The organism is Sphingopyxis sp. 22461 (assembly GCF_052044915.1).
In the GTDB taxonomy this organism is placed as follows: domain Bacteria; phylum Pseudomonadota; class Alphaproteobacteria; order Sphingomonadales; family Sphingomonadaceae; genus Sphingopyxis.
On record NZ_JBQENY010000007.1, the window covers coordinates 140,094 to 155,867 of the forward strand.

General features: G+C 64.5%; 14 protein-coding genes and 1 tRNA gene. 9 read left to right on the top strand and 6 right to left on the bottom strand.

Annotated features, from left to right (window positions below; translation table 11 throughout):
• Positions 1–789: a sterol desaturase family protein gene (locus ACTJI5_RS13175; protein WP_058539740.1), complete on the top strand. Its 789-nt coding sequence runs from the start codon at positions 1–3 to the stop codon at positions 787–789.
• Positions 790–851: 62 nt separating this feature from the next.
• Here ACTJI5_RS13175 and ACTJI5_RS13180 read toward each other — a convergent pair whose 3' ends face one another.
• Entirely contained in the window at positions 852–2,840 is a 1,989-nt protein-coding gene (locus tag ACTJI5_RS13180; protein ID WP_440860630.1) for a lipoxygenase family protein, read from the bottom strand.
• A gap of 159 nt (positions 2,841–2,999) precedes the next feature.
• Between ACTJI5_RS13180 and ACTJI5_RS13185 the strand changes: the two genes are divergently transcribed.
• The 3 genes from ACTJI5_RS13185 to ACTJI5_RS13195 all read left to right on the top strand — a co-directional run bounded on the left by ACTJI5_RS13185 (position 3,000) and on the right by ACTJI5_RS13195 (position 8,325).
• Complete coding sequence (locus tag ACTJI5_RS13185) at positions 3,000–4,145, top strand: GGDEF domain-containing protein (protein ID WP_440860631.1); 1,146 nt, start codon at positions 3,000–3,002, stop codon at positions 4,143–4,145.
• Between the two features lie 43 nt (positions 4,146–4,188).
• Positions 4,189–7,083, top strand: a complete 2,895-nt coding sequence (locus tag ACTJI5_RS13190; protein WP_440860632.1) for a M16 family metallopeptidase — start codon at positions 4,189–4,191, stop codon at positions 7,081–7,083.
• A gap of 81 nt (positions 7,084–7,164) precedes the next feature.
• Positions 7,165–8,325, top strand: a complete 1,161-nt coding sequence (locus ACTJI5_RS13195; RefSeq protein ID WP_440860633.1) for a hypothetical protein — start codon at positions 7,165–7,167, stop codon at positions 8,323–8,325.
• On the opposite strand, the gene ACTJI5_RS13200 is transcribed toward ACTJI5_RS13195, so the two are convergent.
• From ACTJI5_RS13200 to ACTJI5_RS13210, 3 genes are all read right to left on the bottom strand, one after another.
• A complete protein-coding gene (locus ACTJI5_RS13200; protein ID WP_440860634.1) occupies positions 8,322–8,741 on the bottom strand; it encodes an addiction module antidote protein in 420 nt (139 codons plus the stop codon). The two genes, ACTJI5_RS13195 and ACTJI5_RS13200, sit on opposite strands and share 4 nt — an antisense overlap.
• Positions 8,742–9,059: 318 nt before the next feature.
• Positions 9,060–9,542, bottom strand: coding sequence for a bacterioferritin (gene bfr / locus ACTJI5_RS13205; protein WP_058539736.1), 483 nt, complete (start codon positions 9,540–9,542; stop codon positions 9,060–9,062).
• A 100-nt stretch (positions 9,543–9,642) separates the two neighbouring features.
• Positions 9,643–9,816: a (2Fe-2S)-binding protein gene (locus ACTJI5_RS13210; protein WP_058539777.1), complete on the bottom strand. Its 174-nt coding sequence runs from the start codon at positions 9,814–9,816 to the stop codon at positions 9,643–9,645.
• Between the two features lie 193 nt (positions 9,817–10,009).
• Here ACTJI5_RS13210 and purS point away from each other — a divergent pair, with 193 nt between their 5' ends.
• Together purS and purQ are read left to right on the top strand one after the other, a co-directional pair.
• On the top strand, positions 10,010–10,240 hold the full coding sequence (gene purS / locus ACTJI5_RS13215) for a phosphoribosylformylglycinamidine synthase subunit PurS (protein ID WP_037513977.1): 231 nt from the start codon (positions 10,010–10,012) through the stop codon (positions 10,238–10,240).
• Positions 10,241–10,254: 14 nt separating this feature from the next.
• The gene (gene purQ, locus ACTJI5_RS13220; protein WP_440860635.1) at positions 10,255–10,920 is read left to right on the top strand and encodes a phosphoribosylformylglycinamidine synthase subunit PurQ; all 666 of its coding nucleotides are present in this window, start codon (positions 10,255–10,257) and stop codon (positions 10,918–10,920) included.
• Here purQ and ACTJI5_RS13225 read toward each other — a convergent pair.
• Positions 10,882–11,340 (bottom strand): hypothetical protein, encoded by a 459-nt coding sequence (locus ACTJI5_RS13225; RefSeq protein WP_440860636.1) that lies wholly within the window; start codon positions 11,338–11,340, stop codon positions 10,882–10,884. The two genes, purQ and ACTJI5_RS13225, sit on opposite strands and share 39 nt — an antisense overlap.
• A gap of 4 nt (positions 11,341–11,344) precedes the next feature.
• Positions 11,345–12,133 carry a queuosine precursor transporter gene (locus ACTJI5_RS13230; protein ID WP_058539734.1) on the bottom strand — a complete coding sequence of 263 codons (789 nt, stop codon included), beginning with the start codon at positions 12,131–12,133 and terminating at the stop codon, positions 11,345–11,347.
• A gap of 71 nt (positions 12,134–12,204) precedes the next feature.
• Between ACTJI5_RS13230 and ACTJI5_RS13235 the strand changes: the two genes are divergently transcribed.
• The 3 genes from ACTJI5_RS13235 to ACTJI5_RS13245 all read left to right on the top strand — a co-directional run bounded on the left by ACTJI5_RS13235 (position 12,205) and on the right by ACTJI5_RS13245 (position 15,767).
• Positions 12,205–12,281 (top strand) — tRNA-Arg (locus tag ACTJI5_RS13235).
• A 51-nt stretch (positions 12,282–12,332) separates the two neighbouring features.
• Positions 12,333–13,400: an NAD(P)H-dependent flavin oxidoreductase gene (locus tag ACTJI5_RS13240; protein ID WP_440860637.1), complete on the top strand. Its 1,068-nt coding sequence runs from the start codon at positions 12,333–12,335 to the stop codon at positions 13,398–13,400.
• 93 nt (positions 13,401–13,493) lie between these two features.
• Positions 13,494–15,767 carry an FdhF/YdeP family oxidoreductase gene (locus tag ACTJI5_RS13245; protein WP_440860638.1) on the top strand — a complete coding sequence of 758 codons (2,274 nt, stop codon included), beginning with the start codon at positions 13,494–13,496 and terminating at the stop codon, positions 15,765–15,767.
• Positions 15,768–15,774 lie beyond the last annotated feature (7 nt).

The following is a 15,774-nucleotide window of genomic DNA, read 5'->3' on the forward strand; positions in this document are numbered from 1 at the left end:
ATGAATTTCCTCTTGGGCTTTATCGATGTCCAGAACCTGCTTCTCGTCGCGCTGTTGTTCCTGCCGCTCGAGCGGCTACTGCCGCGACGCAGGGAGCAGCGCATGTTCCGCCCGGGGTGGGTCACCGATACCATCTATTTCATCGTCAACCGCGTGCCGATCGGCATCGGTGTGGTTGCGATCGTCGTGCTGGCGATGGTGCTCGGCGAACGCTTCGTGCCGGGCGTCTTCCGGACAATGGTCGCGGACCAGCCTTTATGGTTGCAGGTGATCGAGCTGATCGTCGTCGCCGATCTCCTCTTTTATACTTTTCACCGTCTCTTCCACAGCGTGCCCCTGCTCTGGCGTTTTCATGCGGTGCATCACAGCATCGAAGATCTCGACTGGCTGGCGGCGCATCGCATCCATCCGGTCGATCAGATATTGACCAAGGGCGCGTCGCTCATTCCCTGTTTTACACTCGGCTTCACGGCTGAAGCGATTCTCATTTTCTCGCTGATCTATCAGTGGCATACGCTGCTTTTGCACGCCAATGTCCGCGTCAGCATCGGGCCGCTGCGCTGGCTGATCGCGTCGCCCGAATTCCACCATTGGCACCATGCCGACAATCCTGAAGCCTGGAACCGGAATTTCGGCGCCCAACTGTCCTTCTGGGACCTGCTGTTCGGCACCGCGAATATGACGCACGGGACACTCCCGGCGCGTTATGGCATCGACGAAAAAATGCCGGCATCCTACCCGTCGCAACTGCTTCATCCGTTCCGGCGCAAGGCCGAAAAGACAGGCTGAGGAAAAAAAAGGGCGCCGGGCCATCCAATTGCGGAATGGCCCGGTGCCCTTTCTCTTGATCGTCAAATATTGATGCTCGTCGGGATCAGGCTCGGCTGCAGATAGGGGTATGGCTGCATCCGCTCCGCATTGCGCGTCGCGATCTCCGCCTCGACGCCCTGCAATGCAGCCTGGAACCAGGCGAGCGGCCCTTCAGCCCCCGTCACGCGCGGATCCTGGAACCACAAAGGATAGGGAAAGGCGTTGCTGCGGTAATCGCCGAGCGGGCGGTAATGGACCGATCCCAGCAGTTCGAGCACATTCAATTGTTCGAGCGCGAGCGCCATCGGCGGCATCATCGCGAGCCAGCCCGCCTTGTCATGCCCGCGCTGACCGTTCGGTGCCGCCTGCCAGCCCGCGCCGGTGACCGCGGGGGCAAAGGCCATGATGTCCTTTTGCGGGAAATTGACCGCGGCATGCTGCCCGCTCGCGGTGAACATCACCATCGTGCAGATTTCGGCGAGCTGCGCGCGCGTCGTCACCGGCCCGAAGCCTTTGATCTTCGCCTCGCCCGCAAGGCACGCCGCCCAGGCGGCAAGCTCGGTGTCGGCGACGACATCGGTATCGTGCGCATAATAAAGGTCGACATATTGCCGCGCCCATTCGCGGATCGCGTCCCACACAAGCAGCGCATCGTCGCGGTACGGATAATCGGCGAGCGCCGAATCCACCCCGACCCCGCGCGCGGAAAAGTCGGCATGCGGCATCTTGCCATAGAAATCGAACGCCAGCCGCGCGTCGACCGCGGCGAGCTGGCTCGACGTGATCGTGCCAGCGAAAATATGGTCGATCGGGCCGCCGGCCGCGATGAGCGAGGTTGCTGCCTGTTCGTTGATGAACAAGGTGCCCTCGAAATGCGGGACGAGCAGCGCCCAGATCGGATGGATTTCGGCCAGATGACGATGCGTTGCGACCGCGAACGCCTCGATCACCAGATGCGTGCGCGCAAGGTGCGCGAACAGCTCGTGATAATTGCCGTCGGCGACCTGCACGGCGAACTTCGCCATTTCCCATCCCCAGATCTTGTCGGCGACGGGCGAGGGGGTGAAGATCGGAGTGTCGGCCGGATCCTGCCCGCACTGGATCGCGACGGGGATCAGCGACGATCCGCCCGGCGGCACCGCGAAGAGCGCGATCGGTTGCCAGGCGTATTTGGCTTGGGTGCCATAGGTGCCGGGATCGAGCACCTCGAGCGGCTTGTAATCGAGCAGGAACAGCCGCCCATCTGCGAGCGCGCTGCCCAGCGTGTCGCCATTCACCACCGCACTATATTTGGCGGCGCTCAGCGGGAAATTGGCGGGCAGCGCATCGCCGACCGCGGTGATCAGCATGCAGTTCGGACCCTGCACGCGCAGCCGCGCGAACTCGCTGTCATCCTGGAACATATAGCTGACGCCCGGAACGGGCAGCGTGGCGAATAGCGCGCGATACGCCTCGATGCTCCGCGGCGTCTTGCTGCCGAGCCCGTCGGCGTCCTCGACCTTCATCAGCTCTTCGAGCCGGTCCTTGTAACCCTGAAGCAGCGCGACATGCGCGTCGCGCTCGGCGGCGGCGACGGCGTTTTCGACATCGCCCACGACGCGTTCGAAAATATTGCCGCCGGTATGCACGCCATGTTCGACCGCAATCTTCGCCGCCGAGGCTTCGATCGCATCGCATTCGGCGAGTGCGGCCTCATATTCGGCGCGCGGGCTATCGAGTTCGCCCTTGTCGACGCCGCCGAGCTTCACCGTCAGCGCATTGCGCACGATGCCCAGCCCGACGCCGATCAGGATCACGAACCAGGCGATCGTCGGCTCGTCATTTTTCGGCACGCTGGTCGCCAGCGGCACGCCGGGCAGGGTCGGGACGTCGGTCGTCCATGTATAAACGGCCTGCGTCGCGGTCAGCTGCGCCGCGCGTGCGGCCTGCTGCGCGGACGTGTCATCCTGCGGCAGCGTGGGATCGGCCGGCGGCATCGGCGCGGCCGGCGCGGGATTGGATGCGGTCGGCTGCGGCGTCGGATAAGACATGGCGTGGCTCCTTTCGGGCGCGAAACAAGTGGCCGGGCTTGTCCCTGAACATGGTTAATATTTCGCAAGCCATTTCCCCGCGGGCGCCACTTAGCTTTGTGATAAGACAGGCTTTCATTCCTTAACCCCTGCTTTACTCGCGCTTGCTATCCCGCCGTTATGACGGGGGTCTATCACTGGCTGCGCACGCGCTTCTTTCCGCCGATTCCGGACGCGATTCGGGACGACGTCGCCTTGCTGCGCGCCAATCGCGTCGAAACGCTGACCCCGATGCTTTTCCTGATGCTGGCGGCGACAACGCCGACCGCCATCTATGCCGGGGTGCAGACGGTCCATCCGATCGTCCGCATCGGCTTTCCGGTCACGCTGGCGCTCATCGGCCTGCTCGGCTTCGTTTTTCTGATGCACAATCGCGGCCGGCGGATGAGCCTGCGCCGCGCACGGCGGATGATCAAAGAATCGATGTGGCTGTCTGGGACGACGGGCGCGATGTGCAGCAGCTGGACGGTGATCAACTGGCTCGCCGCGCCGCCCTCGACGCATAGCTATTATGCGATGATCATGGCGATGGGCTCGCTCGCGACCGCCTATTGCCTGTCGTCGATCCGCCTCGCGACCTTCATCAACCTGCTGATCGGGCTGGTGCCGATCTCGTTCCTGATGCTGACATCGGGCAATCCGCCCGAAATCGCCGCGGGCACCAGCCTGGTCGTCGCGACGATCTTCCTCTTGCGCATGATCCTCCAGCAGCACGACCAGCTGATCGACCTGCTCCAGCTTCAGCACCAGATGCGCGACCTGGCGCACACCGATCCGCTGACCGGCCTCGCCAATCGCCGCGAGTTCGACATGCGGCTTGACGAAGAGATTGCGAAGGGCGACGCGGCCAACCCGTTCGCCATCGCGCTGCTCGATCTCAACGGCTTCAAACCGATCAACGACCAGCACGGCCATGCGATCGGCGACGGCGTCTTGTGCGAGCTCGCCGAGCGTCTGCGCCGCGCGTGCGGCGATCATGCGGTGGTCGCGCGGCAGGGCGGCGACGAATTCGCGATCCTCGTGCCCGCCGGGTCGATCCTGCTCAAGACCTCGCTTGCCGACCATGTTCTCGCCGCGCTCGCCGCGCCCTACCGCATCGGCGGCCGCTCGATCGGTGTCGGCGCTGGCATCGGCACCGCCAGCTGGCCCGAGCACGGCGACAGCGCGCGCAAATTGCTCGAGGTCGCCGACCGCGCGCTCTACGCGGCAAAAGCCGCCGATCGCGAGAAGACGTCGCCTGTCGAAAGCATCGGCCGGGTCGCGTAACACTGGCTTGACCACCCGACGGGCGGTGGCCACATCATGCTCCATGACCAAATCCCTTGTCCGGCGCGCCTCGACCGCGCTGTCGCCCCTCGTCTTCCTCATCGCCAGCACCGCGCCCGCCTGGGCCAGGGAAGCGCCCGCAAAGGCTGCCGCATCCGCGGCGGTCAATCCGCAGAGCGAAGCGGCGAAGGCGTGGAACTTCGCGGCGAGCGATGTGCCGGTCGATCCGAATATCGTCTTCGGCGTGCTCCCCAACGGGATGAAATATGCGCTGCTGAAAAACAGCACGCCCAAGGATAGCGTCGTCCTGCGCATGCGCTTCGCCGTCGGCAGCTTTGCCGAGGCCGAAGACCAGCGCGGCCTCGCGCATTTCCTCGAACATATGGCGTTCAACGGATCGACCAATGTGCCCGAGGGCGAGATGATCAAGCTGCTCGAGCGCAAGGGTCTCGCCTTCGGCGCCGACACCAATGCCTCGACCGGCTTCGACGAGACGATCTACAAGCTCGACCTGCCGAACGCGTCGGACGATCTGATCGACACCGGGCTGATGCTGATGCGCGAGACGGGCGGCAATCTGACCATCGATCCCGCCGCGGTCGACCGCGAGCGCGGCATCATCCTGTCCGAACGCCGCGCGCGCGACACCTATCAGCTGCGAAGCCTGATCGACCAGCTCGATTTCCAGATGAAGGGGATGAATGTCGCGAACCGCATCCCGGTCGGCACCGAGGAGGTGATCAGGACCGCGCCCGCGTCGCGGCTCCGCGATCTCTACGACCGCTATTACCGTCCCGAACGCGCAACGCTGGTGATGGTCGGCGATTTCGACCCCGCGGCGGTCGAGGCGAAGATCAAGGCGCGCTTTGCCGACTGGAAGGGCGTCGGTCCCGCAGGCGCCGACCCCGAAATCGGCAATGTCGATTACCAGCGCGCCGCCGCGGCCGACGATTTCGTCGATCCGGCGATCCAGGATTCGGTGACGATCGCGAGCTTCAAGCCGTGGGTGGACGAGCCCGACACCAAGGCGAAACGCGCGCGCAAGCTCGCCGAGGATGTCGGCGAGGCGATCGTCAGCCGCCGGCTCGCGAAGATCGCGCTCAACGAAGATTCGCCGATCCTGACCGGCTATTTCAGCGACGCCGAGGGTTGGAAGAAATTCGACCAGATCACCGTCGGCGCGGTCGCCAAGGAAGGCGCGTGGAAAGAAGCGCTCGCGCTCGCCGAACAGGAACAGCGGCGCGCCGTCGAACATGGCTTCACTCAGGCCGAAGTCGACGAACAGCTCGCGAACCGCCGCACCGCGCTCAAGAACGCCGTTGCCGGGGTGACGACGCGGCGCAGCGAAGGGCTTGCCGACGCGCTGATCTTGGCTGCCGATGGCGATTTCGTCCTCGTCCGGCCCGAAACCTCGCAGGGGCTATTCGAGGCCGCGGCGCCGTCGCTGACCGCCGCGGCGGTCACAGCGGCGTTCCAGAAGCGCATGGCAGGGCTCAGCGCGCCGCTCGCGCGCGTGACGGCGAAAAAACCGGTCGAGGGTGGCCCTGACGCGGTCCTCGCGGCGCTGCGTGCGTCGACGCAGGTCGCCGTCGCCGCACCGACCGAGGCCGCGAATGCCGCCTTCGCATACGACAGTTTCGGCACGCCCGGCAAAATTGTCAGCGACGAACGCATCGACGACCTAGGCATCCGCCGCATTCGCTTCGCCAACAACGTCATGCTCAACATCAAGACGACCGATTTCCAGAAGGACAAGGTCATGCTGTCGCTGCGCGTCGATGGCGGCAACCTGCTCGCGACGCGCGATGATCCGACCAAGGTGTCGCTCGCCGGTTCACTGATGTTGGGTGGCCTCGAAGCGCACAGCCTCGACGATCTGCGTTCGATCCTCGCGGGCAAGACGATCAGCCCGGTGTTCGGCAACTCCACCGACGCGTTCGGCGGGTCGGCGCTGACCTCGCCCGAGGATTTCGCGCTGCAGGCCAAGCTGATGGCGGCGTTCCTCACGCATCCCGGCTATCGCCCCGATGGTCTTGCGTTGATCCGCCGCGTCCTGCCGCAACAATATGCCGCGAACGACGCGACCCCCGCGGCGGTGCTCGGCCGCGACGTCGGCGGCATCCTCGCCAACAACGACCCGCGCTCGCAGACCCCGCCGCTCGAAAAGGTCATGGCGCTCGACTGGGCGCAGCTGAAGCCCGCGATCGCCGACAGCTTTGCGCATGGCGCGATCGAGATCGGCGTCGTCGGCGATATCGGCGAACAGTCGGCGATCGATGCGATTGCGGCGACGTTCGGGGCGCTGCCCGAGCGGCGGGCGGCGTTCGATCCACGCACCGATGCGCGCATCCGCCAGTTCGCGACCGACCGCAGCGAGCGTACGCTGATCCACAAGGGGCCCGCCGAACAGGCTGAGCTGCGCGTCTATTGGCCGGCGCGCGACGACAGCGACCTCGCCGAGGCGATGCAGCTCACCCTGCTGTCGCGCGCGATGCAGCTGATGCTGACCGAGGAGCTGCGCGAAAAGCTCGGCGAAAGCTACAGCCCCGGCGCGGCGGCGAGCCTGTCGGACGAATTCCCCGGCTACGGCCATCTCTTCGCGGCGAGCAACGTCGACTATAAGGATCTCGCAACGACCCGCGCCGCGATTTTCGCGATCGCGAAGGAATTGCGCGACAAGCCCATTGACGCCGACCTGCTCGACCGCGCGCGGAGGCCGCTGCTCGAAGCGATGGTGAAATCGCGGCGCGAGAACAGCTATTGGCTGAACTATGTCGCCGAAGCCGCGAGCCACGCCGACCGCCTCGACCGCAGCCGCAAGGGCATCGGCGCGGTCGAGGCCGCGACGCCGGCCGAGTTGCAGGCGCTCGCGAAGCGCTATCTGGTCGACGACAAGGCGCTGGTGATCAAGGCGGTGAGCGACAAGGCGGGGAAATAATGCGGGCGCGGGACGTGCCCGATCCTGCCGCCTCCATCTTTCGTAAGGTGGCGGCAAGGAATGGCTGATAGGGCGCGTTGAATGAGCAGGATTGGACCATGGGGAGCGGCGGAGGGTGGTGTCCGCGAGGGCCTGCACATCGTTGACGTCGATGTTGCGCTGGATGGTGCCCTGGTCGGCCATGGCGTTCTTTTCCATCCTGCCGACGACGAGGGGCATTTCGCGGCGTTGGCGGCCGAGCGCGTTAGCATATCGCGCGCCTTTGGCAGCATGCGGATCGCGCGTTGCCGCGCGTCGCGCGACAGCTCTGGATTTCTGCGGGCCGAGGCTTTCGGATCCGAACTTCTGCTTCCGGACGCGCTTGCCGCCATGATTGAACATGCGCTTGGGGTGGGCGTCAGGGCACCGGTCTCGGCGAAATTTGCGCATCAGACCGGTGTCCTTGCCGATACAACCCGTATGGACCGTCGACGGACGCAACCGCTGTCGGACTGGACCATCGACATTGATGAGGATGATGGCTGCGTCGCCGTTAAATTGTCCGCCGCCCTGCATGCCCTGCATCTGCAAGGCTGGGACAAGGACGCGTCCAACTACTGGAGTGCTCAGGATGGCGCGCGCGTCGAAGTCCATTTTACGATCAACCCCGCGACGCGGATCGCCTGCTTCGGCCCGTACGGCTTGCCACTGCCCGATGCGGCGGTCATGCCCGCCATGCTGGTCGATCCGTCGCCCCTCTCCGCCTTGAATATTGCCAATGCCCCCGTCGGCGCTGGAACGCAGCTCGGGCTTGGTGAAGGCCGCTGGTTCAATTTCTACGAAGCCAAGGGTTTGAGCTATCTTTCCATCACCGAATGCTCGCAGCCTTCGCGAACTGCCGCCGGCTTTCTGACCTCCGACAATCATCCCCACTGGCCAAGAATTCACATCAATGGCCTGACAATGGATTCGATCTGGTTCGCGACCAAAAATTCGCCGACGGTACGGCTATCGGCCGAAGGAGATTCTGTCGGCAGCCTGGACTATCCCGGAAGCGGTGGCTGGACCGACAAGATCACGTCTGTGGAAACCGAAATCATGCTCAATGAATCGGGGCTGCATTTTGCGGTGGAAGTCAGATCGCCCAAAAGCCAGTCGGTGTGCTTCCGCCTGCCTTGGGAATTGCTCGTCCTGCGCTATCCCAAGTTCATTCCACGGCGGCCGGTGAGCGAACCCTCGACTTCGGCCATTATCGCAGTCTAGACGCGCCCCGGCGCCCGCGCCCGGATGAAATTCTCGAGCGCGACGAACAGCATCTCGCGCGCGTCGCTGCCGAGCATCTCCGCGGTCAGCCAGTCGAAATGGACGCGGTCCCCGCGCGATGCGGTGCCGACGATCGCGGCGAGCAACGCCTCGTCGAAACTGACGCGCGGGCAGCAGGGTGGGGCGACGGCAAAGGGTTCGGGCCAGACATGGCCGATCGCCTCGACCACCAGCCGATAGCGCCGCGCGGCGAGGATATTGCCCCAGCGCCGTTCGAGTTCGGGCATCGGGTCGCGTTCGCTGCGGCGGCAAAGGATGCAGTATCGCAGGGCGAGGACCGCCTGCGCCGCTTCGACCGAAAAATCGCGCACCAGCGGCTGCTCGGACAATTGGCGGATCAGCTCGCTGCTTTGCATGAGGTTCGTTTCTCCCGGCCCATGCAGTCCGTCCGTTCCCGTTTTCGAAAAAGATGCCGGCCGCTTTAAAGCGCAGCTTTAAGTTGCAGCGGCCGGCAGGAGGGGACTGCCTGACCTTGCTATTGAGAATTATTCGCAAATACAAGTAAAAAAAGAGGCGCCCGAAAGCGCCCCTGAAAACTGCTGTTTTATCCCGTTTCATCATCCCCGCGCAGGTGGGAATCCCGCTTCTTCCTTCGCGCTTCGACGCATTTGTCGAGAATCGAAGAAAGCGTGGCCAGCCGGATTCCCGTTTTCGCGGGAATGACGAAGGCGGCCTCAATCGTCGCCGGCAGGCTTCGACTGGAGCTGGATATAATTTTCGATCCCCATGCGCTCGATCATCTCGAACTGCTTTTCCAACTCGTCGACATGATGCTCCTCGCTTTCGAGGATGTCGGCAAACAGGTCGCGGCTGACATAGTCGCGCACGCTTTCCGAATGCGCGATCGCATCCTTGAGCAGCGGGATCGCCTCTTCTTCGAGCGCGAGGTCGGCCTTGAGGATCTCCTCGACCGTCTCACCCACGCGCAGCCGGCCGAGCATCTGGAAATTGGGGAGGCCGCCGAGGAAAAGGACGCGATCGGCCAGCTTGTCGGCATGCTTCATCTCGTCGATCGACTCTTCGCGCTCGAACGCGGCGAGGCGCGCGACGCCCCAATTGTCGAGCATGCGATAATGCAGCCAATATTGGTTGATCGCGGTCAGCTCGTTCTTGAGCGCCTCGTTGAGGAAATCGATGACTTTTTCGTCGCCCTTCATGGTGTCTATCCTGTCATTTTGTCTTGGAATGGAGTGGGCGCATTATACGCGCCCCGGCCCCATCAGGCCAAGGTCAAAAATGGCGGAAAACCAAGAAAAATCAGGCGGTCGCGACGACGTCGCTGATGATATTGCGAGCGAATGGCAGGCACTGTCCGCACTTGGGTTTGCGACCCAGTTGCGCATAGGCGGCCTTGGCGCACCGCAATTGGCCATCGCGTGCGACATCGCGCAGCTGGCTTTCTCTTATTGCGTTGCAGACACAGACGACCATGTGCGAATCCTTCTCAACAAGAGTGATGTAGGGATAGTGCGAGCGATTCGCAACAGGAAAATGCGACTGGTTCGCAATCCGAACAGCGGCATTTTTCGGGTGCCGGGCGGCCCGCCGCCCCTTGCCCCCAAAGTGATTCGCGGGCATAGGCGCGCCCATCTTCCCCGCCCGCCAAAAGCAAAGGTCCGCCCCCATGAAAGTGAATGTCTATGTGACGCTCAAGCCGGGGGTGCTCGATCCGCAGGGCAAGGCGATCCATCATGCGCTCGAGGGCCTCGGTTTCGGCGGTGTGGCGGACGTCCGCGCCGGCCGTTTCATCGAGCTGGATGTCGCCGACGGTACGAGCGACGCCGACCTCGACGCGATGTGCGCCAAGCTGCTCGCCAACACGGTGATCGAAAACTACCGCATCGAACGTCCGTAAAGGGAACCCAAGCCATGAAGACCGCCGTCATCGTCTTTCCGGGCTCCAACTGCGATCGCGACATGGCGGTCGCGCTGGAACAGGTCACCGGCCGTGCGCCCGCGATGGTGTGGCACCGCGAGACCGAGCTGCCCGACGGCACCGATTTCATCGCGCTGCCTGGCGGCTTTTCCTATGGCGATTATCTGCGCTCGGGCGCGATGGCCGCGCGCTCGCCGATCCTGCGCAGCGTCGCCGATGCCGCAGCGCGCGGCGTGCCGGTGCTTGGCGTGTGCAATGGATTTCAGGTGCTGACCGAGGCGCTGCTGCTGCCGGGCGCGCTGATGCGCAACGCGGGGCTCAACTTCGTCTGCCGCACCGTGCCGCTCAAGGTCGAGAACAGCCAGTCGCTGTTCACCGCGAGCTATAATGCGGGTGAGACGATCAACGTGCCGGTCGCGCACCACGACGGCAATTATTTCGCCGACGCCGAAACGCTCGACCGGATCGAGGGCGAGGGGCGCGTCGCCTTCCGCTACGCCGATGCCGTCAACGGCTCGGCGCGCGACATCGCGGGCGTGCTGAGCGACGCGGGCAATGTGCTGGGCATGATGCCGCATCCCGAACGCGCGATCGACCGCGCGCACGGCGGCACCGACGGGCTACGCCTGTTCGAGGCGGCGCTCGGCGTGCTCGCCTGAGCGCAAGGGCGCTTCGCCGGCAAAGCCTGCGTCCGCTTTCCCGTAAGAGGTTACCGGTGCGTCGTCGCTGTACGCGGCGATCGCAGCGGTTTTGACGCCGGGCTCCAGCCACCGCCCGAACAGCAGCAAGACCGTCGGCCAGAACATCGTATTCCAGATATCGTGCCAATGCGCCGCATCGGGCTGGATCGCCGAGCGGCTGAGTTCGGCCGTCACGTCGAGCCATTCGCCGCCGCACGCCATGGCGAGGACCACAAGCCACGCGGCCACCCATCCGCCGCGCCAGCGCCAGACAAGCCGCACCGCAAGAAACACGGCCAGCCCGAAATAAATGTGCAAGGCATCCTTATCGAGGCCCGTCGCGTCGATGACCGACACTTTTCGCGCCTCGAACAGCGAGGCGATCTCGATTAAAGTCATGCAGTCAAACCTTGGCGCCGAACGGATTGAAATCGGTGCCTTCGTCGAACACATCGACACCTTCGCGCCGCTTCAACGCCCCCACCACCAGATAGGTTGCCGGGGTCAATGCCGCTTCCCATGCGACCTTCATCGCCCAGTTCGTGGTCAGAACGAGCAGCACCTGCTCGGTTTCCCAGATGCCGAGGAAGGCGATCGGATAGAAGATCAGGCTGTCGATACCCTGTCCGACGACAGTCGACCCGATCGTGCGCATCCACAGGAAACGCCCGCCCGTCGCCAGCTTCATCCGCGCAAGGACATAGGAGTTCACGAATTCGCCGGCCCAGAAAGCCGCCATCGAGGCGAGGACGATACGCCACGCGCTGCCGAACACGCTTTCGTAGCTTGCCTGACACACCGCGCCTGTCCCGCCGGCTTCGCCCGCCTTGAGCGTCAGCGCGTCGGCGCCGCTGCACCACCAGTCCTGTGCGGGCGGCATCGCGAGCACGATCCAGCTCATCACCGCCATGAACAGCAGCGCGCCGAACCCCGTCCAGATGACGCGACGCGCGCGCGCATAGCCATAGACTTCGGTCAACACGTCGCCGATCACATAGCTGACCGGGAAGAACAGGATGCCGGCGCCAAAGGTGAACCCGCCGACCATCGACAATTTCGACGCACCGATGATGTTGCTGAGCAGCAGGACCGCAACGAAGGCCGCCATGACGAGGTCATAATAGCGAAAATGCCGGATGCTCGCGGCGCTGACATGGGCGGGTTTGGCGGGCGGGGTGTCGGAATCGATCATCGGCCGCTGCTTAACCCGCTTTGCAGCCTACGCAAACCACGCTATTCGCGGCGCGACGCAAGAGCCTATGCGCGCCCGTAGCTCAGCTGGATAGAGCACCCGCCTTCTAAGCGGGTGGTCGCAGGTTCGAATCCTGCCGGGCGCGCCATTGCTGTTTGCGCGCGCCGCCGATCAGATTCGCTCGACCTCGGAGACGATGATGACCACCCGCCTTCTACATCAGCTGCTTGGCATCGAATTGCCGATCATCCAGGCGCCGATGGCGGGTGTCTCGTCGCCCGCCATGGCCGCCGCGGTCAGCGAAGCCGGCGCACTCGGTTCGATCGCCGTCGGCGCGACCGACGCGGGCGGGGCGCGGGCGATGATCGCTGCAGTTCGTGAGCGGACCCGGCGGCCCTTCAACCTCAATCTCTTCTGCCATCGCCCGGCGGTCGCAAACGGCAGTGTCGAACGCGCGTGGATCGACCGATTTCGCGACCTGTTCGGCCAATATGGCGCCGCGCCGCCCGACCATCTTTCCGAAATCTATCAGAGCTTCGTCACCGACGACGCGATGCTGCGAATGCTCGTTGCCGAACGGCCCGCGGTTGTGAGCTTCCATTTCGGCCTGCCGCCAGCGGAGGCGATCGGTGCGCTGCGTGATGCCGGTATCGTCCTGTTTGCCTCCGCGACAAATCTGGCCGAGGCCCGGGCCATAGCGGCCGCCGGCGTCGACGCGGTGGTTGCGCAGGGGTGGGAAGCGGGCGGTCATCGCGGCGTCTTCGACCTCGACGCGCCCGATGATCGGCTCGGAACGGCGGCGCTGGTTCGCCAGCTCGTTGGCGCGGTCCATCTGCCGGTGATCGCGGCGGGCGGTATCATGGACGGCGCGGGTATCGCGGCGGCGCTGCGGCTCGGCGCCGCGGCGGCGCAGCTTGGCACCGCCTTTCTCGCCAGCGACGAGAGCCTTGCCGATGCGGGATACCGCGCGGCGCTTGCCAGCGACGCGGCGTATAAAACAGCGATGGTGCGCGCGGTGTCGGGGCGTCCGGCACGGATATTGGCGAACAACTTCGCAGCGCTCGATGCCGACATCGCGCCCGCCGATATTCCGGCCTATCCGATCGCCTATGACCTCGGCAAAGCGCTGAACGCCGCCGCCAAGGCGCGCGGCGAATATGGATATGGCGCGCAATGGGCCGGGCAGGGCGCGCCGTTTGTCCGCGCCATGCCGGCCGCCGATCTCGTCGCGGCGCTCGCCGCTGAATTGTCGGCCGCAATGGCGTGAGACGATGGATGACTTTGACGCGATAAAAACGGCGACGGGCGCATTCAAAGAGCGATGGATATGCCGGGGTCGCTATGCTTTAATCGGGCGGCGATGGCTGACGATAAACCCCGGTACAAATCCTACAACAGCCCCGCCGGCGGCTGGGGCGCAGCGGCCGCGACCGCGAAGGTGCTGCTCGAACAAAGCGTCGTCACCAAGGGATCGCGCGCGCTGCTGTCGATGAACCAGCCGGGCGGTTTCAAATGCCCGAGCTGCGCCTTTCCCGACGCCAGCTGCACCAAGAAGCTCGAGTTCTGCGAAAATGGCGCGAAAGCGCTCGCGCACGAGGCGACGAAATTCCGCGTGACGCGCGAATTTTTTGCGCAGCACAGCGTGACCGACCTGATGGAGCAGTCGGACTATTGGCTCGAAATGCAGGGGCGGCTGACCGAGCCGATGCGCTACGACGCCGCGACCGACCATTATGTGCCGGTGCGCTGGGACGATGCCTTCGCGCTGATCGGCCGACATTTGCGCGCGCTCGCCAGCCCGCACGAGGCCGAATTCTACACCTCGGGCCGCACCGCGAACGAGACAGCGTTCCTCTATTCGATCTTCGTGCGCGAATTTGGCACCAACAATTTCCCCGACTGTTCGAACATGTGCCACGAACCGACGAGCCGCGGGCTGCCGCACTCGATCGGGGTCGGCAAGGGCACGGTGATCCTCGACGATTTCGAGCACGCCGAGGCGATCTTCCTGATCGGGCATAACGCGGGGACCAACGCGCCGCGGATGATGACCCCGCTGGTCGAGGCGCGCAAGCGCGGGGTCCCGATCGTCGCGGTCAACCCAATGCCCGAGCGCGCGCTGATCAAATTCACCGAGCCGCAGGACATCGTCCAGATGGCGACCTTCGGCTCGACCGAGGTCAGCAGCGAATTCGTGCATATCCGGATCGGCGGCGATCTCGCGCTCCTCAAGGGCATGATGAAGGTGATGTTCGAGCGCGAGGCCGCGGGCGAAACTGTGCTCGATCACGACTTCATCGCCGAACATACGTCGGGTTTCGCAACGCTGAAGGCCGATATCGAGGCGCAGACATGGCCCGACCTTGTGGCCGCGGCGGGGATCGACGAGGCGCAGATCCGCCGCTGCGCCGAAATCTACATCCGATCGGACGCGACGATCATCTGCTACGGCATGGGGGTGACCCAGCATCAGCAGGGATCGCAGCTCGTCCAGCAGATCGCGAACCTGCTGCTCCTCAAGGGCAATTACGGAAAACCGGGCGCGGGTATCTCGCCGATCCGCGGCCATTCGAACGTCCAGGGCGACCGCACCGTCGGGATCGACGAGAAACCGGGCCAGGCCTATCTCGACAAGGTGCGCGATGTCTTCGGTTTCGAACCCCCGCGCGGCGAGGGCCATCATAGCATCGAATCGGTCGAGGCGATGATGGCGGGCACCGCCAAGGTCTTCATCGGCCTCGGCGGCAATTTCGTACGCGCGGTGCCCGACACCGGCCGCGCTTACGACGCGATGCGAAAATTGGACCTGACCGTCGGGATCGCGACCAAGCTGAACCGCGGGCACCTCGTCCACGGCCGCGACGCGCTGATCCTGCCCGTTATCGCGCGCTCCGAGCGGATCGAAACCGCGGCAGGCGAGCAGTTCGTGACGATCGAGGATTCGATGTCGAACGTCACCGCCTCGCGCGGCGTGCTCGAACCTGCGAGCGCCGACCTGATGCCCGAGACCGAGATCGTCTGCCGCATGGCAATGGCGACGCTTCCGGACAGCAAGACCGGCTGGGCCAGCTATATCGACGATTATGGCCTGATCCGCGACAAGATCGCCGCGGTCTATCCCGCGCTCTACGAGGGTTTTTCGGAGCGCATCAAGGCGCCGATGGGTTTTCACCTCGATATCCCGCCGCGCCGCCGCGTGTGGGCGACGCCGAACGGCAAGGCCAATTTCCTCGTGCTGCCGGGGCTTGCGGTCAATGCGGCGGTCGACGATCCCGACATGCTGCGCCTTGCGACCGTCCGCTCGCACGACCAGTTCAACACGACGATCTACAGCTACAATGATCGTTATCGCGGCGTGTATAACGACCGCATGGTCCTGTTCATGAACGCCGACGACATCGCGGCCCGCGGGCTCGAGGCGGGAACGAAGGTCGCGCTCGAAACGATCAGCGCCGACGGCGTCGTGCGCCGGGTAGGGGGGCTGACGATCCTCGACTATCCGATGTCGCGCGGCTCGGTCGCGGGCTATTATCCCGAGCTCAACCCGCTGCTGCCGCTGGCCCATTACGACAGGACGAGCGGCTGTCCGGCGGCGAAATCGATCCCGGTGCGCGTCGTCCGGGCCGCGGACTGACGCCGCC